Raw genomic sequence first — 24681 nt, 5'->3', positions numbered from 1 at the left:
TTCCGAAATCATGTTTGTTACAGACTGCAACCCCAGTCCGGTCCTTCGACCATCTCGATCGTGTCGATAACTTCGTTTTCGACCTCGAAGTCCTCGTCGTCGCTTTCGACGACTTCCCGAATGTGCATGTCGTGGATGGCCTCGTGGGTATCTGGATTGAACTGGAAGTGCCCGCGCGGACTGTCGAGTTCCATTCCGGCGAGCGCGTCGGCCATCTCGTCCGGATCGGTGCCGCCAGTTTCCTCGACTGCGGCGCTGAAGGCCTGAGCCGAGTCGTATCCTTGACAGGCGTAGACGTTCGCCGACTCGTGGTCGTACATTTCGCTGTAGTTATCCACGAACTCCCGGTTCCGTTCCGTGTCCTGGGTCGTCGTGTAGTGGAGAAGCGAGTACATCCCCTCGGCGGCGTCTCCCTGGGCCGGAAGGGTGTCCTCCGAGAGCAAGAATCCGCTTCCGGTCTGGGTCATCTCTTCGTTCAGTCCGAAGTCGTTGAAGTCGCTGACGTAGTTGACCGCGTCGTCGCCGGCGAAGAACGAGTAGACGGCGTCGGCTCCGGAATCTTCGATGTCGCCGAGGTACGTCGAGTAATTGTCCGTCCCGAGCGGGATGCCGACCTCCTCGACGATTTCGCCGCCCTCCTCTTCGAACGCTTCGCCGAAGAATTCCTTGGAGTTCTGCCCGAACGCGTAGTCCGCGTAGGCGAGACAGACGTTGTCGGCGACGTTGTCGTACACCCACTCGGCGAGCGGAGCGCTCGTCTGCCAGTCGTTGAACGACGTCCGGAAGTGGTAATCGAGACACCCTTCCTCCGTGACGCGGTAGTCGCCCGCGTTCGCGTTGAGCCAGATCGCGCTCGACTCGGCTTCGACGATTCCCATCATCGCGATCGCGACGGCGCTCGAGACGGGGCCGACGATCGCATCCACGTTCTCCTCGACCAGTAGCTCTCGAGTGACGTCTACCCCGCGGTCGGTATCCGCCTCCGTGTCGAGTTGGACGGTGTTGACCTCCTCGCCGTTGATCTCGCCATCCTGTTGTTCCAGGAACATATCGAAGCCGTTGACGATGCTTTCTCCCAGAAACGCGTACGTTCCGGTAAACGGGAGCGCGTAGCCGACGGTGAGTCCGTCGTCGCTTCCCATACAGCCCGCGAACGTCGCGGTGATACCTGCTGCGGTCGTTCCGGCCAGGTACTTTCGTCGTGAGAGCATCGTCGATCTCCCCCCGTTCCCTTGGTTCGTGGTACTGTCCCCCTGGTTGCTAGCAATATTCGCGTCTCTGCGAGACATATGAGTTGTGTGCACACCACACGTATATATAACTTTTGTTAATGTAGGTGGTCGAACCGACGAGACGATCGCTATCGCGTGGATTTAAATATCTCCGTTTGGTATCCGCTACTACATGACAAACGAAGTTGCGACGCTCGAGGAGGCCGTTTCGCGAATCGATTCGGGCAGTTCGATCGCGGCCGGACTCGCACTCGAGCACTCGATTCCGTTCGCGGCGGGACACGAACTGCTTCGGCAGGGAACGGACGACCTCACGATGATCGGACCGATCAGCGACCTGCTGTTCGATCAGCTGATCGGCGGCGGCGCGGTTTCCCGCGTCCGGGCTGCCTGGGCGGGAAACGTTAGTGCCGGGACGGGGTATCGCTTTAGAGAAGCCGTCGAAAACGGGACGATCGACGTCGAGGATCACTCTAACTTCAGTATCGCACTCGCATTGAAAGCCGGGGCGATGGGCGTCCCTTACCTCCCGACGAAGTCGTTGCTCGGAAGCGACATCTTCGAACGAAGCGACCTGTTCCGCGAGGAGCCCAACCCGTTCGGCGACGACCGACTCGCGCTCGTGCCGGCTATCGAACCCGATTGGACGGTCGTTCACGCCCAGCGTGCGAGTCCCGAGGGCGACGCTCACCTCTGGGGGAATACGGGAATCACGGAACCAGCGGTCGGCGCCGCCAAAAACGTCCTCGTCACCGCCGAGGAAATCGTCGACCCCGAGGTGATCAAGAGCGACCCGAGCAGGGTGGGAATCACTCGAGACAAGGTGACGGCCGTCACAGAGTGTCCCTTCGGGGCACATCCGTCGCCGGTCGCAGGCTACTACAACCGGGACAACGAGTATTATTTGGAGTACAGTTCCCAGACGAAAACGCAGTCGGCCTACGACGAGTGGGCCGACGAGTGGGTGTACGGCGTTTCCGATCGTGAGGAATACGAGTCGCTCGTCGAACGAGAGCTCGGGATAACCGAGCCGACCATCGCCGCGGAGGTGCAGTATGGCCAGTGAATCGTACACGGATCGCGAGTTGATGGTCACCGCCGCCGCGAGCGAAATCGACGACGGCGACACGGCGTTCGTCGGAATGCGACTGCCGTTGATCGCGTTTCAGGTCGCGGTCAGCACCCACGCCCCGAATTCGATGGCGGTGTACGAAAGCGGTGTCGTGCGGGACTCTCCCGCGGACGGGTTCATCCACACGATGTGTGACCTCCCGAACCTGAATCGAGCCGTGTCGACGACGGGAATGATCGATATTATGTCCCGCCTCCAGCGCGGGGATGTCGACGTCGGCTTCCTGGGTGGCGCGGAAATCGATCGGTACGGTAACGTGAACACGACCTGGGTTCAGGGCGGCGAGCAGGAGATTCGACTCCCCGGAAGCGGCGGTGCCTGTGATATCGCTTGCATGGCAGATCGAACGGTGTTGCTCATGCCCCACGAACCCCGTCGCTTCGTCGAGGAAGTGAACTACGTAACCAGCCCCGGCCACTCGAGCGACGGGAGCGGTCGGGATACCCATCCCCGGGCCGGCGGTGGCCCGAGCGCACTCGTGACCTCGAAGGCGACGTTCGGGTTCGACGACGGCGGCGAACTGTATCTCCGAAGCCTGCACCCCGGTGTTAGCGAGGCGGAGGTCGTCGCCGACTTCCCCTGGGAGATGAACACGGCCGAAGATATCGGCGAGGGACCCGTGACGACGACGGTGGACCCGACGACGGAGGAACTCGAGTTGATTCGAACGTTCGATCCCGACGGGTTCTGGACCTGATCGGCGGCCGAACGATCCTGAACCGGGACCCGAGGACTCCCGTCACGCTGTCGCCGAAACGGGTACTCCGTGATCGGTCGTTCAACGTTTCTTCACACTCGTAACTTCCATCCTCTTTCTGGAGAGAAGAACCGTTAGGTATATCATTTTAAGCTATGATGAACTAATCGTACATGCAGCCCAACGTCTCAACTGAGTCTCTACCAGACGAGGAGAACGCCCCGGATTACATTTATCCGGTCCCGGAGGCCCATTACCCCCAGCAGCTGAACGTCGTCGACGAGCTACTCGATCGGCACGTTCGAGAGGGCCGCGGTGATACCGTTGCGATTCGCTTCGAAGATCGAACGATCACCTACGAGGAGTTACAGTCGCGGGTGAACCGATTGGGGAACGCCCTCCGTGATTCAGGTGTCGAAGCCGGCGATCGAGTCGTCGTCCGGTTCCCGAACCGACCGGAGGCGGTCGTCTCGTGTCTTGCCATTCAAAAGATCGGCGCCGTCGCACTGCCGTCGATGAAACTCCTGCGGGCCAAAGAACTCGAGTACATCATCAACAACGCCGAAGCGACGACGGTCATCGTGTACGACGACCTCCTCGGGGAAGTCGAAAACGCGCTCCCCGAACTCGAAACCGTCGAGAACGTCGTCGTCGCCGAGCGAAACGGCGTCGAGCACGGCTATCACGGGTACGACGACCTCCTCGAGGCAGGGAGCGAGGAACTCGAGCCCTACGAAACCGACCGCGAGGATCTCGCGTTGATGCTCTACACGAGCGGGACGACGGGTCGACCGAAGGGTGCGGTGCACACTCACCGGCAGGTGTTGGCATCCGCGGACACCTACGCGCGGTACTGTCTGGAGCCGACGGAGGATGACGTTTTCGGCGGTAACCCGCCGCTCCCGTTCGCGTACGGCTACGGCGACCTGGTTACGTTCCCCCTCCGGTTCGGCGCGAGCACGAGTCTGGTCGAAGACGCCTCACCTGGCGACCTCCTCGAGGCCGTCGAAAATCACGGCGTTTCGGTCCTCTGTTCGATTCCGACGGGATTCAATCAAATTCTGTCCCAACATCCCGACGGCCCAACGGAGTACGACACTTCGTCACTTCGAGTCGGACTCAGCGCGGGCGAACCGCTGACCCCGACGACTTTCGAGAGCTTCGAAGACGAGTACGGAATTCCGCTGTTGGACGGCATCGGGACCACGGAGATGCTTCACATCTTCATCAGTCATCGCCACGACGAGGAGATCGATCCCAGCGCGACCGGATTCCCGGTGCCGGGCTACGAGTGCAAGATTATCGACCCCGACACGGGTGAGGAACTCTCTCGAGGCGAGGCCGGACTGCTCGCCGTCCGCGGCCCGACCGGTATCGAGTACTGGAACCGTCCGGAGAAGCAACTCGAGGCGGTCGAAGACGGCTGGTCGGTTCCGGGAGATATCTTCGTTCAGCGCGAGGACGGTCGACTGGAGTACAAATCACGCAGCGACGATCTCATCATCTCGAGCGGGTACAACATCCCCGGCCCGGAGGTCGAAGCCGTCGTCCAGGAACACGACTCCGTCTCGGAGGTCGCCGTAACCGCGAGTCCGGACGAAGAACGCGGTGAGATCGTAAAAGCGTTCGTCGTCCTGACCGAAGACGCGACGGGAGGAGACGATCTCGTCGCCGAAATTCAGGATCACGTGAAGAACACCCTCGCGCCGTATAAGTACCCGCGAGCGGTCGAGTTCATGGAAACGCTCCCCCGTACGGAAACGGGGAAGATTCGCCGAACCGAACTGCGCGATCGTGAGCGCCAGTAACCTCGACGGCGACATCGATAGGGCAAGCAGCACTTACTGTGTCGGTAGCGTTCTCGCCCACCTCGCAATCGGCTGCTGTATAGCACAGTGGGAGCTGCTCGTCGATCGGTCGGTTACGGTCGCCATCTTCATCCGCTCGATTGGGCCACGACCGGTCTCCTTCCGGCAGTTCGAAGGCGTCTGTGCGCTCTTTCTCGCTGAGGATCGTTGCAACGCTTGTGGTTCCCGGGAGTACTGAACTCACCCACCGGTACCGGAGATATCTGGGCGAGACGGCAGGATATAGTCGAGAATACAGAGTACGTATTCGGTTACCGTATACGGGGGCCGTATATTCGGGTTACACTGCCTGAGGCGGATAGTTTTTGATCATGCTAGCTGATAACGTGGTACGCGTTTAGTAATCATGTCTCTTGTCACCAATGTAATTACAGGTGTATGGATGTAAACAACTAGTATCATCCTCGATTCGTGTGAGGATACCGAGCGAACCGCCGATCCGATAGTAGTGCGAGGGCTGATCTCTCCGTAGACAAACTGCGTATACGCTATACGTATACAATCGGTGATGAACGACGAGCTGACGACGGAGTGCGATGACGAACGGGCACGTAACAAATGGTTTCGCTCACCGGCGTCACGACTATCGTTCGGTGCCCACCGAAAACGGATTTCGAGACGTTCTGTCAGGGGCTTTCGTCGGTCCGAATGCGAAGGTCGGACCTCGGCTTCGCGATGCAGGTCAGCGCGTACCCCTCTTCTTTCTCGTTCTCGGAGAGGAACATCCCCTCCGTCTGTTCGACCTCACCGTCCTCGACGACCATGCCACAACAGACCCCACAGACGCCCATTCGACACTGGTAGGGAGGCGCGAGTCCCGCTTCCTCCGCCGCCTCGAGCACCGGCTTGTTCGCCGGTACTTCGATCGTCCGCCCCTCGTCGACAAACTCGACTGTGTAACTCTCGACCATAGTTCAGTGGTCCTGATCGATCGATTTTTCGAAGACGTGTTCGACGGGGTCGAAATCCTCGGACTCGTAGAATCCCTGCGACTGCTCGTCGCCGTCGATGGTGTCGACGCGGTAAAAGTCGACGTCCTTCGAGGACTGGGAGAACCACTCGTGAACTTCCTCCAGGAGCGCGGTACCGACGCCGTTCCCGCGGTGCCCTTCCGAGACGAAGTGACCGTTAATGTATCCGTGGTTCTGCAGGCGAAAGATTGGATGATTCCCCATGATACGCGCCTCGAGCACGCCGACGAGATCTCCGGACGGTTCGTGTTCGGCGACGATCACCGTTCCGTATTTCGACTCGAGCAGTTGGCTTTCGAAGTACTGGAGCCATCGGTCGTTCGCGCTCTCTTTGTGTTGATATCGCTCGTCGTATTTCGAGAGGTGCTCAGTAAACCCGTGCCAGAGTTCAAGGAGTTCCTCGCCGTCTTCGGCACTCGCTTGGCGTATATCGTACGACATGTACTACTGTCTGAGTTGGACTACCAAAAAAGGCACTGCTAGAAGATTTCGAACCCCAGACATATGTTGCCGGTTTGAGTCGGTCTGTTACTCCGCCGAATCAGTCGCGGTTGTGGCGCGTCGTGAACGTCGAACGGTCGTAGCGGTCAGGCGGGCGTAGTAACAGGTGAATACCGACGGTAATTCTGCCGGAAAATACACCAAGCGTATACAGAAAACAATTATAACCCTGGGGTGTCAACGGATAGTTGGACGAAACGAGCTATGCCCACGGAAAAGCAATTCAAGAACGACCTCCAGAACGGAAAGATGATCGAATCGACCGACGAGATGACCGACGGGTACAAACAGGCCCTCAAACAGATCCTGTTGGTTTCCGGCGATACGGAGCTGATGAGCGCACCCGCCTACTACGACCAGTCGCTCAACGCACCCTCGCTCGACGCACGCGCGTCGTGTATCAGCGTTATCCAGGACGAACTCGGCCACGGCCACATCGCCTATCGCCTGCTCGAGGACCTCGGCGAGGATCGAGAGGAACTCATCTACGAACGAGAACCGCACGAGTTCCGTAACACGTACGGGTTCGACCAGCATATCGACAACTTCGCCGAACTCGTCACGGCTCACGGGATATTCGACCGTGCGGGTATCGTGCTCCTCAGCGATATTCACGAGAATACCTCCTACGCACCGTGGAAGCGCGCGCTGACGAAAGTGAGCAAGGAAGAACAGTTTCACCTCCGTCATGGCGAAACCTGGATGCGTCGACTCGCGAACAACAGCGAGAAGACCAAACAATATCTACAGGAAGCGATCGACTGGATGTTCCCGATGGGCGTCGAGTGGTTCGGCATGCCCGACGACAAGAAAAAACACGACGACCAACTCGAGTACCGCATCAAGGGCAAGTCCAACGACGAACTCCGTCAGGACTGGCTCTCGCGGACGCTCCCGCTCATGGACGAACTCGAACTCGACGTGCCGGCTCACTACAGCGAGGACCGGGACGAATACGTCCTCGAGTACGACCTTCCGGTCGCGTTCGACGCCGCCAATAAGGAGTGGCGCTTCGACGAACCGATTTCGTGGTCCGACGTCATGGACCGGTGGCGCTCGCGCGGGCCCGCCAACGAAAAGTACGTGAACATGGTCCAGTCCGGCAAAGTCGAGCTCGAGGGATAACGATGTCGAGTGCACGCGCGAACGCAGCGGAGTCGGTAGGGGGCGGCCAGATCAGCGAGTTCGTCGAGCGCCGCCGCGCCGACGCGACGCCGTTCGAACGGGAACTCTGGGACATGATCGACGAAATCCCGGATCCACACATCCCCGTTAGCCTCGTGGAAATGGGCATGATCTACGACGTTGAGGCGATCGACGGACAGGTCACGGTCGAGATGACCTACCCGTGTATGGGGTGTCCGGCCTACGACATGATCCAGAACGATATCAGCAGTTGTCTCTCCCTCACCGACGGCGTCGACGACGTCGACATCGAGGTCGTCTGGGATCCCGTCTGGTCCAAGGACATGCTCACCGAACCGGTTCGTGAAAAGATGCGCGAGTCGGGAATCAGCCTTTAACAACGATCTATGAAGTACGAAGTATTCGCACGAATCAATCAAGGCGACGATACCATGCACATCGGTAACGTCACCGCACAGAGCGATAGACTAGCAAAGATGTACGCCTACAACACGTTCGACGAAGAAGACTGGGACTACCTGACGGTGGTTCGCGAAGAAAACCTGCTGGAAGTAACCGGCGCACAGCCCAAACGCGAGGTGGCCGCCGGTGAGTGAGTGGCCAGAACCGGCAGTCGACTACGTGCAGGCGATCTCCGATACGAAACTCGTTCTCGGACACCGGTACGCGGAGTGGAGTCTCTCCGGTCCCTCGCTCGAGGACGATATCGGCGGCGCGAGCGCGGCCCAGGAAGAGATCGGTCACGTCCGCCAGTTGGCCCGAGAACTCGAAAGCCAGGGTCGTGATCTCGACTGGCTAAACGGGCAACGAGAGCCCGAGGCGTTCTCGAACGCCGCATGTCTCGACAGCATCGAGGGTACTTGGACGGAATACGTCGCGTCGATCGCACCCGCAGACCGCGCCGCGTGGTATCTGCTCGATGCGATCGATCGAGACGACCTCGACGGGCTGATCACTAAAATGGGCGAGGACGAGTACTTCCACCTCGAGTACCACGACGCCCGTCTCGAGACGCTCGCGGAGGACAACCCCGAAACCGTCCAGAACACGCTCGAGACGACGTTGCCGCAGGCGCTCGCGTTGATCGGTCCGGAACCCTACGACGCAGACGAGGATCCGGTGTTCGAAACCGGGTTCACTGACCGGCCGGTCGCCGAGATCCGAGCGGCGTACATCGATCACTACCGAAGCCTGTTCGACGGAACCGACGTGTCGCTCGAGAACGTCGATTGGGACGCACCGCCCCTCGAGGACTGGGACGAAACCAGACGGCGGACCGGTTCCGGTTCGATCAGTCAGACGGACGTCGAGCAACTTCGCGGCGAGAAAAACCAGCTGTTCACGATGAACTAACGACGATGAACGATCAACTCTCAGATTCGACCGTGTTGTGCCCGTTCTGTGGCGCTGCCGATACGGAACAGGAGTCCGCCTTCGGAAGCGAGATTTCGAAGACACAGTACTACTGTAACGGTTGTAACACGATGTTCGAACGGATAAAGTACGACGGGGAGAACCCGGAAACCGGTCGATAACGCTCTCGAGCCGGCTGGCGTTCGTCTCCGCGCCCATAGCGAGAGCCATTGCTATATTTTCAATTATATGAAATTTAGAACGGGAAAGAAAGTTACTTATATGTGGACGCCAATTGGTATCCTGTATGCAACTCCGACCGTTCAGTGAGCTGGATCTGGAGTATTTCACCACAGAGGTAACCGACCACGTCGGTGTCCTCCGGCTGGATCGGCCGCCGGCGAACGCACACGACATCAACGTGTTGTTGGAACTACAGCGAGCCGTGGAATCGGTTCGATTCGACGAGGACGTCCGTGCGGTCCTCTTCGGTAGTTCGAACGACAAGTTCTTCTCGACCGGATTCGATATCAAGGTCCTTCAGGAGAAGTCGGGCCGACAAGTCGGCTACGCGAGTCAGACGAGCAAAGAGATCATCATGAAGATGCGAACGACCGACACCATCTTCATCGCGATGGTCAACGGCCACTGCATGGGCGGCGGGCTCGAGCTCGCACTCGCCTGTGACTTCCGATACGTCGGGAACGACGAGAACTATAACATCGGCATGCCGGAAATCCACCTTGGACTGATCGCCGGCGAGGCCGGAACGCAGTTGCTCCCGCGGTACATCGACCGCTCCGAGGCGCTCGAGATGATGATCACCGGAGAGACGCTCACTCCCGAAGAGGCGACTGAGAAGGGAATCTTCGACGAGATCCACCCGCCCGAGGAGATCGAAGACGCCGCCTTCGAGTTCGCCGAACTCATCGCCTCGAAGTCTAGCGTCGCAGTCGGAAACAACAAACTCGCCGTCAACGAGGGCCTCGAGATGCCGCTTTCGGACGCCTTAGCCCACGAACGAGAACTACAGAATCGCCTGCTCGGCTCCGATGTCGCCAAAGAAGGCGTCGACGCCTTCCTCGACGATCGCGAGCCCGATTTCCTGGGTGTCGAACTCGGGGACAAAGATCCGGGCGCCGACGAGTAGACTCCATCCCCTCGATACTACCGAACTATTCTTTGGGTCGTAAGTCCCGCAGTTCCAACTCTCCGTCAGGACTCGAGAAACTGGTGTCGGTACACGCTACACTGTCGATACACACTACCCTGTCGCTTTCGCTACAACAACGCAGTGAAATCAGGATAGTCCTCGACGGCGGGACGGAATCGAATCGGTTCGTCCGCTGTGGACGTGACGATTCCCAGTGCGGCCAACCGCTCGAGATGCGCGGCCGCTTCTCCGGCACCGAACTTCGCGTGAATCCCGCGCATTTCACCGAACAGTTCCCGGCCGACGTCCCACGGCGTACTCGCCGTCCGCTCGGCCGCCTCGAGCGCTTGGAAAGACGCGCGGGCCCGCTCTCGGTGATGCTGTCGAACCTCGTCGACCGCCGCTTGAATTTCGATTTTCGTCCCGTGACCCGGCTCACCGCGTTCGAAACGGGATTCGAGCCGGTCTAGGGCCCGTAGGTACGATTCGAGCGGATCGGAGAGCCGCGTGTCGCTCCCGCCGACGTTCGGCGTGTACGTCGGCAACAACACGTCGCCCAGATAGAGTCGCTCGTCCGCTCGGAGCGATGCATGACCTTTCGTATGCCCCGGTGTGTGGACGAACTCGATGCCTGCAACGACGTCGCCGTCGGCGTGTGATTCGATCGGGAACGTCTCCGGCATCGGGGAGGGCGTATCTCCATCGAGAACCCGCGCTCGAATCGAGTCTGGAACGCCCCAGTACTCCAGCGTTCGCCCGTCGCGCTCGAGTCGGTGTTCGCGCGCGTCGGCGTAGTCGCCGATCAGCGAGCTATCGTCTCGATGGACGTGTACCGTGGCGTTCGCTCGCTCGGCCAATCGACAGCTAAGCCCCGCGTGATCGATGTGCCAGTGCGTGACGAAGATGTGCTCGACGTCGGCTATTCCGAGGCCGGCCTCGCCGATTCCGTCCCGAAGCGCCGCCCACGCGTCGTCGGTCGGGGGCCCGGGGTCGATTACGACACCTCGTTCCGGGAGAACGTAGGCGCTGTTTACTCCTTCGGGTGATCCGGCGCCGACGGGGATTCGAACGTGTTCGTTCATGAGTTATCGGGGATTGCCGTGTCTTCTCGGTCGCCGAGCAGTTCGTCGAGCCCTAATTCGGTCCAGCGGTCGCTCAGCGCTTGGAGGATGTTTTCCGAGAACGTCGTCTCGAAGGTCACTCGCGGGGCGATGTACTCCTCGTCCCACCGCGGATCCCAGGTCGCGTTGACGTAGAGCCGGGAGCCGGTTTCGCCACCGTGACGGTACTGCGTCGCGGTCGCCGCGGGCGCGTTCGGCTCGCTGAAGGTCCAGTCGTTCGCGGGGTGGGCTTTCACCCACATATCGTTGACCGCTCGAGCGAGGTTCGTCGGATCGGCCTGTTCGTCCAGCACGACGACCTTGTCGAAGAGGTTCGAAAACGAAAACAGCGTGTTCGCCAGTTGCCACTCGAAGCCCGCGTACAGAATCTCGCTCGAGACGATACAAAGTCCGAGCCGCCCTTCGACCGGGAGCTGTATCCATTTGACCGGAGAGACGCCCCAGTAATTATTGACACGTCTGAACAGTTGTGCGGCTTCGACGAGGCTCATGAGATGCATATCGTCGCTCAGGGGCGCACCGAGTGGTGCGAACGGGATCACAGGATCCTCGCGCGTGGCGATGGTGTCGGCTCGGACCTCGACGGTCGCAGTTTCACACGTCAACTCCCAGGCCGCGTCCGGCCCGTGAGACCCGGAGTCGACGACGGTTAGGCTTCCGTCGATTCGAACCTCCGCGTCCGCCGGAACGATCCGCGATCCGACGGTCGCCATCGAGGTGTCGGCCAGACCCGCCGCAAATGCGGGGACATCGGGCGTGGTCCGGTCCTGCGTCCAGCCCTGAATCGCGGCGATCAGCGAACACGCCGAAACGCCGAGTGCGACGCTCGCTTCCGTTTCCGGGCCACACCAGTCGGTAAACGCGTCCGGCACTGAGAGACGGAGTTTTCTGCTGTGTACGGCCTCTCCTCGGATCGGGACCCACGTGGTCGTTCCCTGGCGCTCGACGATGAGTAGCCCGAGCGAGACGAGCGGGTACCGCTCGTCGCCGATCGTCGGAAGACCGAGCGTGTGAAGGTCACAGTCCCCCTGATCGGCCGTCGCCGCAGATGACGTCATCACCTCTTGGACCGACGCTGTTTCGCGCCTGGACAGTCGCTCGAGTAATTTCACGTACGAACAGTCCGGTCCGAGTCCGAGCGCCTGGGCGATTCGTTGCCCCGATCGGTGTGATCGGCTGGCGAACTGACTGGGACCGCCGTACACGCCGCTGGCGAGGCGCACCGTTCCGGGCGTCGTCTCGAACAGCGTCGCGGGCCCGTCGTGTCGGGCCGCCTCTCGCGCGACGCTGGGCGCCGTTTCGTCCCAGTGGACGCGTTCCGTGATCGTCACCAGATCGTCCGTTTCCTCGAGTCGTTCGAGTTGCGCTCGAAGCGTCATTCGTGACCACCTTCGTTCGGACCGTCGAACGGGCGGGTTTCTAACTCGACGCCCGCTCGCTCGAGGATTTTCTGCGCGCGATACTCTGGTTCGATGTCGCCGGGCGATCCCAACCCGGTCACATCCGTACTCGTCTCGTCTTCGTCCTCCTCACGCGTGGCGTCGATGTACGCTTTCGCCGATTTCGCCTTGGATGTCCCCGTTTGTACGTCCCCTTTCTCGTTTGGGGTTTGATAAATGTTCAACGGGACCTTCGGCATCGTTTCGACCCCGAACTGGTGAAAGTCGCTGTCCGGATCGGCGTGGACGGAAAGCGCCTCGAGTACCGCCCGCTGATCGAGCGGGTCGACATCGGCGTCGACGAAGACGAAGAAATCCACGTGAAGCATGCCCCACGTCGTGAAAATAAAATTCGCGAGTTCGTGTAGGTAGCCGGCGTTCGTCGTGTCGGTCGAGATGACGTAGACGGTTCTCGGCGTCGATTTCCAGGGAACGCAGCTCTCGACGTCGAACCCCGCTGCCCTCAGACCGAGTGTCGCGTCGGGGCCGACGCAGCCGACTTCCATCGAACTCGTCGAATTTTCGGAGTAGCCGACGCCCGTTCCCTCGACGCAAAACGGGATGATCGGGTCCTCCTGATGGGTTATCGACGTGACCCGGAGAAGGGGCATCGATCGTCTGGGGCCGTGCATGTATCCGAAATAGTCCCCGAACGGCCCTTCGTCCCGGCGCTCGTTGGGCACGATTTCGCCTTCGATGACGAGTTCCGCCGTCGCGGGAACCATGAGGTCGTTCGTCTCGCAGGGGACGAGTTCGACGGGACTCTGTTTCAGTCCGCCCGCGAACTCGGCCTCGCTTCGTCCCGTCGGGATCCACATGACCGACGTGTACTGGACGGCGGGTTCGACACCGACCGCAATCGCAACGGGCATGGGTTCGTTTCTGCGCTCGTATTTGTAGTAGTAGAGATTTGGCGTTTGCTCTCCGGCCAACAGCAACACGCTCGCGTTTTCGCCGTCGTGGATCATCGAACGGTGTGTCGACCAATCGACCCACGACGAGTCCGGATCGGGGGCGATGAGGGTGTGTAAGTTCGAGTATCTGCCGCCGTCGCCGCCGTGGATGTACGGCCAGGGAAAATCCAGCAGGTCGACGTCGTCCCCGTCAACGACGTTCTCCTTACACGGGGCGTCGTCGGCGGAAACCGTCACGGGGTCGCGCGGATTTTTCAGGCGATCGATAACGATTTCGTAGTACTCTCGAGCCGAGAGATCTGGTGGCAATCCTAACCCGAGCGCGATCCGGTCCCAGGGTCTGTCCTGCGTTCCGCGAAACGGATCGCCCACCAACCGTGCCGAGTCGACGTCGTCGAACAGCGGGATTTTGCTATCCTCTTTGTTCAACAGCATCGTTACCGCACTGGCCTCTAGATTCCAGGAAGTCGGCTCGGAGACTCGATGGAGGTCTCCTTTCGATTCGACGGTTTGCAGGTACTTTCGGAGACTATTGATTGTCATTCGTGGTCGTGTAGTTCTTCGGCGAGGTCCGTCCGCTCTGACTGGACCTTGAGGTCGATATATTCGCGGACGAGAGCCGGATAGTTCTCCGAAAGATGCGCTAACATGATAGATCGGCTCGCTTCGGAGACGGATTGAAACTCCCCTTTCTCGGCCAGGTACTGTAACAACGTTTTCACTTCTTTCGACCGGGTGTTAATAACCGTCGACTGATCTTCGATCTCTTCTATCGTCGCCTCGAGAAGGCCGATGTCGATGTCGTCCTGTTCGTCGGTCTCGATAATGTCGATATACCACTCTTCTTCGGTGTTTTCGTGTGGCCCCTTGACCACGGTTAATATATCAGGATCTGTAAGGTTATCCGGATCCGTATCTATTCTGGCTCGAACGCTGGAAATCTCCTTCGTTTGTGCATCACTTATTTGTAATCTGGTTTCTTCCCCCGTCGGATCCTCCGGTAGATTGTTTTCCGATGTGATGTAGTTCCCTGCCATGCTTACTACCAAATATTGGGAAGTCCTCCAAATAAAAGCCCTACGTATTTTATCAAACAGGTATATAACTTGACTCGACCACAATGAGTCGGTACGTCATCGGATTTTGCGGGCTGTGGTTCGAAAGGGGTCTACCCCCGCTCAATAATCCGGTTCTTCGTTCGCTAAGAACGCTCGAACCCCTTCTTCGTGTTCGGGGGAGCCGTAGGCGAGTGACTGCGTGTGGATTTCGTGGGTCAGTGCGTCCTGCCAGTGTCGACCCATGTTTTCGTGGATCGCCCGCTTAGTGAGCCCGATGGTGCGCGTCGGCCGTTTTTCGAGGGTTTCGAGGAGCTCTTCGACGGTCTCGTCGAGTTCGCCGCTCGGCACGCTTTCGTTTACGAGACCCAACTCCGCGGCCTCGGATGCAGTGATAAACTCGCCGGTAAGCGCCAGCTGTTTTGCGGCTCGGAGGCCCACCAGCTTCGGAAGGAGGAAGGTCCCGCCCGTATCGGGAACCAGCCCGACGCGCACGAACGCGCAACTGAAGGACGCCGAATCTGCAGCGTAGGCGAAATCGCTGATAGCGGTGATCGCTAGCCCGGCACCGACAGCGTCGCCGTTGACTTTGGCGACGATTGGCACTTCCGAGGAAAGCGCTGTTTCGACCACTCGACCGAGCGTGTTGCTCACCCTGTCGACGGATTCTTTCGGCGTCTCGTCGCGCTCGGCCATCGCCTCGAGGTCGCCACCGGCGCTGAAGGCGTCACCCTCGCCGGTGAGGACGATCACGTCGTGATCGTCGACATTGACTGCTTCGATGGCGTCTGCCAACTCTTCGGCGACGGTCGCCGTAACTGCGTTGAGCGATTCAGGTCTGTCGAACGTAATCGTTCGTCTCCCCCCGCTGTCTTCAACGATCATACTGTACCCATTCTACTGACCGTGTTAAAATTACCTAGACCGAGTTCAGTTTGCCACGACTATAGAATATTAATAAATATTGACGCCTGTAACGTAATGACGAGAAATAAACCTAATCTTCTCATTTGAACTTGGACGGGAATATAGTCAACTTTTGCAGAATAACTCGTTCAAACCACATCTTAACCGCTAAGAACTTGTCTTTGGCTAAAGACACACGAAAATACTTTGAGGAAACTAACTCCCCTTCAGAAACAGTCTCTCATTATTCTGTTGGCGATTTCTATGCAGTATTTCTTCCGTTTAGCGCTTGTTACTGTGATAGAATAGTCTGACTGCTGCGCACCTAGTAGCGTTCGCAGCAACACTCTTTTCGCATCATATTTATTTTACAATATGTATTTGAATATGGTGGGTCTTTCGTTTCGGTGCAAAATAAGTCACCTACCTGAACTGCGAGACAGCATTCGAGGAGGTAAACGTCGACGAGGAATTCAAACCCGTTCCGTAAATTCCAGAGTGGCTGTGGTATTCGTTTTTCACAGCTCTCGGCGTTTCGACACCGTTTCTTGCACTGTATACGTGTATCCACATCGTCTGCGCGGTTGATCGTCCGTTTTCGATCGGAATGGAACTGGCTTTTCGAATCGGTCGTCGTGGGGATCGCCACCGAGCTTACTTGTACGCTAAGTTCAGTTCGATATCGTTCGCGGTCGCTTTGACGAGCGGGACGAGTTCCTCCACGCAGTACTCTTCCGTGAGACGATTCGCTGCGCCGCCGACGGAAATCGAACCCACGAGCTCGGTATCACCGTCGAAGATCGGAACGCCGACGGCGTGGATCCCGTGGATGTCTTCGCCCCAGTTCTTTGCAAACCCCTGACGGCGAATCTCTCCGAGTTCTTCGCGAACAGCCTCGGGATCCGTGGTAGAGTACTCGGTCATCGCCGGGAGCGTCTCCCGGTCCAGAAATGCGTCCCGTCGCTCCGCTGGCAGGTTCGCCAGAATCGCCTTTCCCGTGGAACTACAGTGAAGCGGCTTCCACGTGCCGATAACACCGTGCGGGTTGAGCGACGCTTTCGACGAGTAGCCGTCGATGAAAATCCCTCGTCCGTTCTCTTCGACCATACACCAGGCCGTCTCACCGGTCTCTTCTGCGAGTTGGGGCAGGTTCTGTTTTACCGGTTGATAGACCTGGTACCGATTCCGAGCGTCGAAGCCGACCGAAAAGAACTCGAGACCGATCGAGTACCTTCCGCTTGCCTTCTTGACCACGAACCCATGATCCTGCATCGTCGAAAGATGGTGGTGGACGTTGCTCTTTGACATGTCGAGGGCGTCGGCGAGTTCCGTCACGCCCGCCTCGTCAGTAGCCCGAAGTTGGTCGACGATGGCAAACATCGTCTCCGACGACTTGATTTTCCGGGTCGTATCCATACTCCTGTTTTTGCTAACATCAAACATTAACATTTCGATCGGATTGACCCCTGACGCTCTTCGTTCGATTCCACTTACCAAGCGCGTGAATTACTCCGTCGAACGAACGAGCGCCTTCTAGATACTAGTGGCGTTCCAGGCATGAACTGCCGGCTGAAATCGATTGGGGTCGTCGAATTCACTCATCAGTCGACGCTTGGAACGGTACTAGCGGTAGTTTCGCCACGATGATTGGATGAGAAGGCTGTTTTTGTCGACCCGACGCTCGAGTGATACGGAGTGGTACGATTACACTTTGACGAGCACGTCGTCCCCCTCCACTTTCACGTCGAAGACGCTTACTCGTTTGCCCGACGTTTCGTGTTCGCCGGTTTCGAGGCCGATCTCCCAGAGGTGCCACGGACAGGTAACCGCGGGTTGGTCGGTAAATCCACCTCGGCGCTCGTTCCAGCACTTTTCGCCGTTGATCTTTTTTTCACCGACTTTGTCGAGGGGGGCGTTCTGGTGTGGACAGCGGTTGGTAATAGCGTGATACTCACCGTCGACTTTGAACAGTGCGATCTCGATCCCGTCCACGGTGGTGCTCATTCCTCGTTCCGGTTCCACGTCGTCGACGGTCGTCACTTTCGTGTAGTCGTTCGAACTCATATTAGATCCCAAACAGGTCTTCCGCGTTTTCGTGTAAGATTGCATTCGAGAGGTCGTCGTCGAACGCGGGGTTCCGAAAGGCCCACGTCGCCGGGTCCAGCGTTTGATGCGGCCAGTCGCTCGAGTAGAGGAAGGTGTCCTCGGCCATGGATTGCTCGAGCATCTGTTTCGTGTCTCGAGTCCGCTCCGGCGGAGCCATCGGTTGGGTCGTTACGTAGACATTATCCCGAAGGTATTCACTCGGTTTGCGACCAAGCCGTCGCTCTCCCATCTCGTGTTTGCGCGGCTGGATAATGATATCGTCCGGGTGCATCTCGTAGAACTCGTCGAGTCGGTATCGGAGGAACGGAATCCACCAGTGACCGCCCTCTTCGATGATGACGTTCAGGCTCGGGAACTTGTCGAACAGACCCGACATAATCATATTTGCCACGTTTACCTGCGCGAAGACGGGCCAATCGAGACCGAGCATCTCCGTCCAGCTCAACATGTTATCGCCCACGGGCGTGTTCTGAGGCCACATCGACAGCGAGCCGTGAAGGACCAACGGGAGGTCGTGTTCGACGAGGGCTTCGAACATCGGATCGAACCGTGTCTCTCCGAACAGCGCGAACGGTCCGAACCAGCCGTATGCGCCGATGAAGCCGTCTTCGTCACCGACGCGTCGGATCTCTTCGGCGGCGTGCTCTGGATCCCACTGCGGAACCATCATCAGACAGTAGAGATCCTCGGGGATGACTCGATCGAGTGCGAAGTCGTTCGCGGCCTGAACGATCGCGTTCTTGAGGACGGGATTGTGCTGAGTCGGCGTGTTATTGAGGCCAATGTTGACGATCGGTTCGTCTATTGCGAACTTGTCGGCGGCGAGTTTAACGTCCTCGGCGGCTTCGGCTTTCCCCTGCGTGAACAGGCCTTCGTTACCGCCGGGAATGGCGTACGCCGCGTCCGACTTGGCTTTCCGCGGAAGCATTCCGAACTCCGTCGAGAGTTTCTCTCGAGCGGCGTCGTCCTCGACGTATCCGATGAGTTGGTCCTCCGTCGGGTTCATGTGGAAGTCGAGGTCGATGATTCGAACGTCCCTCGCTTCCGCTGGTATCTCCAAATCTGTATCCACCTGTTCTGTTGCCATGTGTGTCAATAATGTAGACGAGATATTTAGTAGTATCCGTTGGCGTGGAACTATTCCCGCCCGCTGCGACGTGACGTATCCGGGTTGGAACTCTCGATGGTTCGGCGGTGTACGAACGTGCAAGAGCGACACTCGCCGTGCCCGTTGGCCGACGATTCGGGTGCAGGGAGCCAGTACCGTTTCGAGTGTCGACTGCTGAGCGAAACCGGACGAATACCCTCGGTTTCACCCGGCGCTCGGAGTTAGAACGGTACTAGATGCCGTGACGCTATACGCTGCTAGTACGCATTCAGCGAGCCGATCGCTTCGGCGTCGATGGAAAGCGGCGGGAGGCATTTGCTGGTCGGCGGAGCGTAATTGTACACGTTTGTTATGGTCGAACGATGCCGATATAGGGAAGAGAATTCCGAATCTTATACGATCGTATTGGTGTAAAAGAGAGCGTCGTGGGACCACCGTCTACTTTAGCGGGGTCGACGTGCGTTCTCTCACAACAAACATTCCGCAGAGCGGATTACACCCGTTTAGCGTCACGCCAACTTTTGCCCTCGGGTGAGAACTGTCGTCCTCGGCCGACCCAAGATTTAAGTGAATTAGAAATCAAAATCCTTGTGGTGTGGTAAAACACAACATGAACTATTCGCAAGCACGTCGTCGGACGTTTCTCAAGACGAGCATCGCTGGAGCGACTCTCGGGACACTTGCTGGCTGTCTCGGTGAGCTCCGCGGTGGCGACGACGATACCATCACGATCGGGGGATTACAGCCGTACAGTGGGCCGTTTGCCGATTTCTCGGCAGCCTACGACCCGGGGATCGAATTCGCTCTCCAGGAAATCAACGACGACGGGGGCGTCCTCGACAAAGAAGTGTCATACGAGAGTATCGATACCGAAACCGATCCGAGGGAGGCGAACACCGCCGCGACACAACTGGTCGAAGGGGACGGTGCAGTCGCTCTCGTGGGGCCGGTATCGAGCGACGTCGGGGTCGCTACGGCGAACACCGTCGAAGATCTCGAGGTCCCGCTCTTCCTTCACGCGGCCGGAGATCACCAGATTCTGACGACCGACTCGCGGTACACGTTTCGCGTCGGTCACCTCCCTGCACCGACGACAATTCAGGCGCAGGCGGAGGTCGTCGAGGAGGAAGGGTACGACGAGGTCGCAGCAATCATCGGCGACTACGCGTGGGGAAGAGCCGTCGAAGCGTCCATCGAGGAGTTTTTCCCCGTCGATGTCCAGATCGAAGTTGCACCGTTCGAAGAAGATAACTTCAATCCGTACCTCCGAAACCTCTCCGATGACGTCGAGTTTTTGGTCGGCTCGGGTCACCCATCCGGCGTCCACGCGATGTTCTCTCAGATGCTCGAGATCGGCATCGAACCGGACCTCTTTACCGCCGGGCTACAGGAACCGACGGCGAGTTACAACGCCGTCGGCGACGACATTTCCCGCGGGTTCGCGTTCTTCCACCAACCGGATGTCTACTCGGAGGAGTACGTGGAAGTCGCGGATCGATTCTACGAGGAGACGGGGGAGTATTTCGGCAGCACGCAAGCGCTCGGATACGTAACGACTCACCTGATCGCCGCCGGAATCGAAGCGGCCGATTCCGAGGACCCGTCCGAGATCAGCGCGGCGATTCGCGACATCGAACATGACACGCTCTTTTCTACCCCGCTCGAGTACAGCGACTGGGGAGAACTCGATACCCAGTCACAAATCTACAGCGAGTTCGAACTCGAGCCACCGGCGTACTACCCTGACGGGGACTTCGGGTTGGTCGAATCGTTCCGATCCGAACCGCTAGAACCGTACAACCCCGACGAGATGCCGATCGACTGACTCGAGAAACGAGTTTCTCTCTCGAGTCAGCCTACCCCGTCAACAGCAATCGGAACCACTTGTTCTCGCCCGTGTGCTCGCCGATTACCGTGATAGCGCCGTGGCTCAGTGATCGGAGAGGAACAGCGTTCAGACAGGACTAGTGATCGGACAGAAACAGCATTCGAAGAGGGACGTATCCACGAAACCGAGCACCCATGCAATTACATGTTACTTCGAGGTACACGAATCGATGAGGGAAGTGGCATGTTCGGTACCGCGATGATGCGTCTCGTCGAAGGCGATGGCGACAACAGTCAGTTCGGAGCCGAACCTGGAGTGTCCACCGTCATCGGTATCGATTCTGACTTGGATACTCACTGAGTCAGCGGGGATCTCGTCTCCGTCGTGGAAGTATCACTGTATTATCGGGTAGTATTGTGGATGTGATACAAACAAGGAACCTGCTGATTTCTGGGACCTCGTACTGAAATTCTATAGAGCGCCGAACTGGAACTCAAATACTCACTTTAGTGCTTCTCTCTATTGACTTACTGTTGCTTTCCGACATCGAGCGAAATATCCTCCTATTGTGCTTATTTCCCGCTTCGTGACTAGTATACCCATTCTCTGTGAATATCGTTGCGCTATCGAATTTAAATAATGTCTTCTTACTATATCTATCCAATTCCATGTAGGTGTTCTATATTGGCAAATATACACACTACTGATGGCAAACAACTCTTCTGAACGGCCGGGACTGTCCTCAGCAAGTGTTCGGGCGCGTTGGAACGCCGAAACGGCCCGAATAAGACCTGAAACGTCGATCTATCTCGATCGCTTTGACTGCTCGGTATTCAACTCTCAGGAGTGTTATCTCCGTTGCCCGATTCGCCTTTTCCCGATAATTCCGGCGAGTAGGTATTCGGGGTGTACGGTCGCAAAACGAACGAGAACGAAAGCGGATCTGGAGTGATTCGGTGCTCCTCGCTCGGTTTTACCGGCGTTCCGCCGACCCCCGAAACGCGCGCATCGACCGACAGCGTCGTCTCGTCGCTCGGAATCAGGTCCTCGAGGTACGCGGCCGCATTGAGGTTCCGGTACCGATCGAAGCGGACGTTCAGCGGGCGATCTCCGGAGACGACGATGCCGGCCTCCGAACTGGTCATCGCCGCCCATCGAACGTCGGTTTTGTTTCCGTTGTCCTGTGGCACGCGGTAGGGGACGAACTGGTCTTCGATTCGACCGGTGTATCGCCCGATTTTCGCTCCGGTCTTCCTATCGGGATACGTTTCGTGTGGCCCACGACCGTACCATTCGATGTCCGTTATCGCGGCTGGTAACTCGAGGTCGATACCCATCCGTGGTAGCCACGACGAAAGCCGTTCACGGAGCGTTTCGGTCGGCTCGACGGTAACCTCGACATCGATGGCTCCCGTCGAGTGAATATCGTACCCGTAGACGACGTCGAATAAGCGATTCCCTCGCGTGTTTTCGACCGCCGTCTGAACCACGAGATGCGCGTGATCTGACGAACCCTGCTCGAGAGTCAACTCCCGAACATCGTGGGTGAGTCTATCGAGCCCGAGTTCGGTCCACTCCGTTTCGTTGTCGTACCCCCACTCTGTCGCGGTTCGAACGCGGCCCTCGTTCGGAATGGGTACGCGATACGCGTCAAATATCGGCCCGTCTTGTGCGACGGATTGTCCCCCGATGGATAGGTCCCGGAATCGCCCTCGAGTCCGATCGAAGCGGTACTCGAACTGGCCGCAGGCGAACGTAATTTCCTCCTCGAGTTCGGTGACCTCGAGAGTCCCGCGTTCGACCTCGTCATCGTTCGACGATTTCGCCGAAGGGTGAATCGACACTTCGAACTGTTCGAACGCTATCTCGTGCCCGCGATCGGCCCACTTCGTGTCGGAACCGAGATGAAGACTAACCGTCACCAGACACTCCTGGCCTGGGTCGAGAGACGGCTCTTCGAACGGGAGTCTCGCTCCTCGAGTGCGTCCCGCGGGATATCTACGTCAACGACGCCCTTCTGATCGGCTACACCGTCGATAGCGAGTTCCCATCGAAGTTCGTACTCGCACAGATTCGTGAAATCGAAGCCGTTCGTTATCGTTACGACGCCGTCGAGCGGTGTTATCGGTTCTACCGACATCGGTCGCTGAGTCCATTTCACCTGCTCGAGCGATGGTTTGGCCGTAAGGTCCGAGAAAACGACGCCGTCCAGGAGGAAGCTGTCGTCGTCGAACCACACGCTGTCACTCTCTGTGCTTTCACCCGTCACGGTATCCGCTTGAAGCGTCTGGTTGGTCCACTCCCAGATGAATCCGCCTTGCACCCCGTCGATCGTATTGACGAGGTCCCAGTAGGCGTCCTGCAAACCGAGGCTGTTACAGAACGCGTGGGCGTACTCTCCCATGATCAGCGGACGATCGTCGACCGAACTGAACTGCGCCAGCGTGTCCGGAATCGGATATCGCGGCCCGGAAATATCGGTAAACGGCGCCGTCCCGGTCATCGAGTCGTGGAACGCCTCGTATGGTGCCTCACCATCGCCTTGGTGAAATACGAATCGCGTCTCGTCCGCGTCTCGTGCGTGCTCGGCCATCGCCTCGTGAGCCGGTCCGGTTCCGGCCTCGTTACTCGTGCTCCAGGCGACGATGCTGGTGACGTTTTTGTGATGGGCGATCATCCGCTCGAATCGCTCGAGAAACGCGTCATGAAATTCGGGGTGATCGTTGACGAAGTTCAGATCGAAGTGGGTTTCGACGTTCGCTTCGTCGAAGACGTACAGTCCGAGTTCGTCGGCGATGGCGTAGACCGAGAGATCGTGCGGATAGTGAGCTGTTCGGATAGCATTGATATTATTGCACTTCATCACTTTGAGGTCCTCGAGTGCCCGCTCGAACGGGACGGTTCGTCCTCCGCGAGGATCGTGGTCGTGTCGGTTCATCCCGCGGATCGTCACCGGGTTCCCGTTAACCGTGAGGACTCCGTCGTCGATCTCGTATTCGCGGAAGCCGACAAATTGGGTGAGCGCCTCCGTTGTCTCGCCGGCCGCCGTTCGGAGCGCGATCGCCAGGGTATACAGTGTCGGATCCTCCGCGGACCACTTTTCCGGATCGGAAATTTCCGCTTCCAGCCGCACGGAATTTCCGTCTCCGCGCTCGGCGAGCGCTTCCATCGTCGTGACGAGTGACCCGCTCGGATCGTACAACTCGCCGACGAGCGTCAGTTCCGGTTCGTCTTCGGTGGTTCGCGGCCAACAAATATCGGCGTCGACGGAGAGCGTGGCGTCGACGAGCGCCTCGTCGAAGTCGGTTCGAACGGTGTAATCTCGGACGTGTCTCTCCGGCTTCGAATACGCGAATACGCTCCGGAAGATACCGCTGAATCGGATCATATCCTGGGTCTCCAGGTAGCTCCCGTCGGAGAACCGGAATACTTGGACTAGGAGTTCGTGATCCGACCCCGGCTGAAGGTGATCGGTCACGTCGAACTCGGACGGCGTCATCGATCCCTGATCGTATCCGACGTACTCGCCGTCGATCCAGACGAAAAAGGCGGATTTGACGCCCTCGAACTGGAGGTACGAACGCCGGTTTCCCTCCCAGGCATCGGGAACGGCCACCGTTCGTCGATACGTGCCGACCGGATTGAATTCGTTCGGGACGTCGGGCGCATTTGGAAGCGTCTCGACTTCGGGCAGTCGCTCCCACGTCAACGCGTGATTCCGATAAATGGGGCTATCGTACCCGTGCAGTTGCCAGACCGACGGAACCGGAATCGTGTCCCAGTCGCCGCCCGCCGGGAGTTCCTCGGGAAGGTCCGTTGGCGTTTCGGCCCAACAGAACTCCCACTCCCCGTCGAGCCGTTCGAAGTAGTTCGATTCCTCCCATCGGGACTCGAGTTCGGTCAGCGGTTCGTTTGCGTTGACGGCGCGCGCTATCGTTTCGTAGCCGACCGTCGGACAGTGGACCGGTTCGACGTTCTCCCCGAGCTGAGCCGGGTTTTCGATGTACTCGGGCAGCGAACTTCGTTCTACTGGGCGTCGAGCCATAGGAACACCACGAATCGGTCGATCATAAACGGTCGGGTGAAAAATAACCGATCTGGCACGTTCTCGGTGAGATCCGCCGCTCGTCGAGGGACTGCCAGCGTCTTTT

General features: G+C 58.4%; 23 protein-coding genes and 1 pseudogene. 11 read left to right on the top strand and 13 right to left on the bottom strand.

The genetic code is table 11. The features are described from left to right. Positions 1–17: 17 nt before the first annotated feature. A complete protein-coding gene (locus ACZ5C7_RS00200; RefSeq protein ID WP_464374382.1) occupies positions 18–1211 on the bottom strand; it encodes an ABC transporter substrate-binding protein in 1194 nt (397 codons plus the stop codon). A gap of 193 nt (positions 1212–1404) precedes the next feature. On the opposite strand from ACZ5C7_RS00200, the gene ACZ5C7_RS00195 reads away from it, so the two are divergent. The 4 genes from ACZ5C7_RS00195 to ACZ5C7_RS00180 all read left to right on the top strand — a co-directional run bounded on the left by ACZ5C7_RS00195 (position 1405) and on the right by ACZ5C7_RS00180 (position 5107). Beyond that, positions 1405–2298 carry a CoA transferase subunit A gene (locus ACZ5C7_RS00195; protein ID WP_464374381.1) on the top strand — a complete coding sequence of 298 codons (894 nt, stop codon included), beginning with the start codon at positions 1405–1407 and terminating at the stop codon, positions 2296–2298. After that, the gene (locus ACZ5C7_RS00190) at positions 2288–3061 is read left to right on the top strand and encodes a CoA-transferase subunit beta (protein ID WP_464374380.1); all 774 of its coding nucleotides are present in this window, start codon (positions 2288–2290) and stop codon (positions 3059–3061) included. The genes ACZ5C7_RS00195 and ACZ5C7_RS00190 overlap by 11 nt, the downstream gene beginning before the upstream one ends. A 173-nt stretch (positions 3062–3234) precedes the next feature. Continuing rightward, positions 3235–4869 (top strand): acyl-CoA synthetase, encoded by a 1635-nt coding sequence (locus ACZ5C7_RS00185; protein ID WP_464374379.1) that lies wholly within the window; start codon positions 3235–3237, stop codon positions 4867–4869. Further along, on the top strand, positions 4856–5107 hold the full coding sequence (locus tag ACZ5C7_RS00180) for a hypothetical protein (protein ID WP_464374378.1): 252 nt from the start codon (positions 4856–4858) through the stop codon (positions 5105–5107). The genes ACZ5C7_RS00185 and ACZ5C7_RS00180 overlap by 14 nt, the downstream gene beginning before the upstream one ends. Before the next feature lie 448 nt (positions 5108–5555). Here the strand turns inward: ACZ5C7_RS00180 and ACZ5C7_RS00175 are convergent, their stop codons facing one another. Both ACZ5C7_RS00175 and ACZ5C7_RS00170 read right to left on the bottom strand, forming a co-directional pair. Further along, entirely contained in the window at positions 5556–5840 is a 285-nt protein-coding gene (locus tag ACZ5C7_RS00175) for a 2Fe-2S iron-sulfur cluster-binding protein (protein ID WP_464374377.1), read from the bottom strand. A gap of 3 nt (positions 5841–5843) precedes the next feature. Then, entirely contained in the window at positions 5844–6341 is a 498-nt protein-coding gene (locus tag ACZ5C7_RS00170) for a GNAT family N-acetyltransferase (RefSeq protein WP_464374376.1), read from the bottom strand. Positions 6342–6605: 264 nt separating this feature from the next. On the opposite strand from ACZ5C7_RS00170, the gene ACZ5C7_RS00165 reads away from it, so the two are divergent. The 6 genes from ACZ5C7_RS00165 to ACZ5C7_RS00140 all read left to right on the top strand — a co-directional run bounded on the left by ACZ5C7_RS00165 (position 6606) and on the right by ACZ5C7_RS00140 (position 10050). Continuing rightward, positions 6606–7526 carry a 1,2-phenylacetyl-CoA epoxidase subunit PaaC gene (locus ACZ5C7_RS00165; protein ID WP_464374375.1) on the top strand — a complete coding sequence of 307 codons (921 nt, stop codon included), beginning with the start codon at positions 6606–6608 and terminating at the stop codon, positions 7524–7526. Between the two features lie 2 nt (positions 7527–7528). After that, positions 7529–7924, top strand: coding sequence for a metal-sulfur cluster assembly factor (locus tag ACZ5C7_RS00160; protein WP_464374374.1), 396 nt, complete (start codon positions 7529–7531; stop codon positions 7922–7924). A gap of 9 nt (positions 7925–7933) precedes the next feature. Then, the gene (locus ACZ5C7_RS00155) at positions 7934–8143 is read left to right on the top strand and encodes a phenylacetic acid degradation PaaB family protein (protein WP_464374373.1); all 210 of its coding nucleotides are present in this window, start codon (positions 7934–7936) and stop codon (positions 8141–8143) included. Continuing rightward, positions 8136–8900, top strand: coding sequence for a Phenylacetic acid catabolic protein (locus ACZ5C7_RS00150; RefSeq protein ID WP_464374372.1), 765 nt, complete (start codon positions 8136–8138; stop codon positions 8898–8900). The genes ACZ5C7_RS00155 and ACZ5C7_RS00150 overlap by 8 nt, the downstream gene beginning before the upstream one ends. Before the next feature lie 5 nt (positions 8901–8905). Then, on the top strand, positions 8906–9082 hold the full coding sequence (locus ACZ5C7_RS00145; RefSeq protein ID WP_464374371.1) for a PaaD-like zinc ribbon domain-containing protein: 177 nt from the start codon (positions 8906–8908) through the stop codon (positions 9080–9082). Positions 9083–9207: 125 nt separating this feature from the next. Continuing rightward, the gene (locus tag ACZ5C7_RS00140) at positions 9208–10050 is read left to right on the top strand and encodes an enoyl-CoA hydratase/isomerase family protein (RefSeq protein WP_464374370.1); all 843 of its coding nucleotides are present in this window, start codon (positions 9208–9210) and stop codon (positions 10048–10050) included. 131 nt (positions 10051–10181) lie between these two features. Here ACZ5C7_RS00140 and ACZ5C7_RS00135 read toward each other — a convergent pair whose 3' ends face one another. From ACZ5C7_RS00135 to ACZ5C7_RS00100, 8 genes are all read right to left on the bottom strand, one after another. Beyond that, entirely contained in the window at positions 10182–11135 is a 954-nt protein-coding gene (locus ACZ5C7_RS00135) for an MBL fold metallo-hydrolase (RefSeq protein WP_464374369.1), read from the bottom strand. Continuing rightward, the gene (locus ACZ5C7_RS00130; protein ID WP_464374368.1) at positions 11132–12553 is read right to left on the bottom strand and encodes a UbiD family decarboxylase; all 1422 of its coding nucleotides are present in this window, start codon (positions 12551–12553) and stop codon (positions 11132–11134) included. The genes ACZ5C7_RS00135 and ACZ5C7_RS00130 overlap by 4 nt, the downstream gene beginning before the upstream one ends. After that, positions 12550–14070 (bottom strand): UbiD family decarboxylase, encoded by a 1521-nt coding sequence (locus ACZ5C7_RS00125; protein ID WP_464374367.1) that lies wholly within the window; start codon positions 14068–14070, stop codon positions 12550–12552. The genes ACZ5C7_RS00130 and ACZ5C7_RS00125 overlap by 4 nt, the downstream gene beginning before the upstream one ends. Further along, positions 14067–14402, bottom strand: coding sequence for a hypothetical protein (locus ACZ5C7_RS00120; RefSeq protein WP_464374366.1), 336 nt, complete (start codon positions 14400–14402; stop codon positions 14067–14069). Before ACZ5C7_RS00120 ends, ACZ5C7_RS00125 begins: the two co-directional genes overlap by 4 nt. A 303-nt stretch (positions 14403–14705) precedes the next feature. Further along, positions 14706–15467, bottom strand: a complete 762-nt coding sequence (locus ACZ5C7_RS00115; protein WP_464374365.1) for an enoyl-CoA hydratase/isomerase family protein — start codon at positions 15465–15467, stop codon at positions 14706–14708. A gap of 675 nt (positions 15468–16142) precedes the next feature. Further along, positions 16143–16904 carry an IclR family transcriptional regulator gene (locus ACZ5C7_RS00110; protein ID WP_464374364.1) on the bottom strand — a complete coding sequence of 254 codons (762 nt, stop codon included), beginning with the start codon at positions 16902–16904 and terminating at the stop codon, positions 16143–16145. 288 nt (positions 16905–17192) lie between these two features. Further along, a complete protein-coding gene (locus ACZ5C7_RS00105) occupies positions 17193–17552 on the bottom strand; it encodes a Rieske (2Fe-2S) protein (protein WP_464374363.1) in 360 nt (119 codons plus the stop codon). 1 nt (position 17553) lies between these two features. Continuing rightward, positions 17554–18681, bottom strand: coding sequence for an amidohydrolase family protein (locus ACZ5C7_RS00100; RefSeq protein ID WP_464374362.1), 1128 nt, complete (start codon positions 18679–18681; stop codon positions 17554–17556). 631 nt (positions 18682–19312) lie between these two features. On the opposite strand from ACZ5C7_RS00100, the gene ACZ5C7_RS00095 reads away from it, so the two are divergent. Then, on the top strand, positions 19313–20527 hold the full coding sequence (locus ACZ5C7_RS00095) for an ABC transporter substrate-binding protein (protein WP_464374361.1): 1215 nt from the start codon (positions 19313–19315) through the stop codon (positions 20525–20527). Between the two features lie 836 nt (positions 20528–21363). Here ACZ5C7_RS00095 and ACZ5C7_RS00090 read toward each other — a convergent pair. Both ACZ5C7_RS00090 and ACZ5C7_RS00085 read right to left on the bottom strand, forming a co-directional pair. After that, positions 21364–22464 (bottom strand): annotated as a pseudogene (locus ACZ5C7_RS00090) (beta-galactosidase small subunit family protein); the annotation flags it as partial. Beyond that, positions 22449–24575 (bottom strand): glycoside hydrolase family 2 TIM barrel-domain containing protein, encoded by a 2127-nt coding sequence (locus ACZ5C7_RS00085; RefSeq protein WP_464374360.1) that lies wholly within the window; start codon positions 24573–24575, stop codon positions 22449–22451. The pseudogene ACZ5C7_RS00090 and the gene ACZ5C7_RS00085, both read right to left, overlap by 16 nt. Between the last annotated feature and the right edge of the window lie 106 nt (positions 24576–24681).

This window comes from Halostagnicola alkaliphila (genome assembly GCF_055379965.1).
This window is presented reverse-complemented; position numbering and strand designations above follow the sequence as displayed.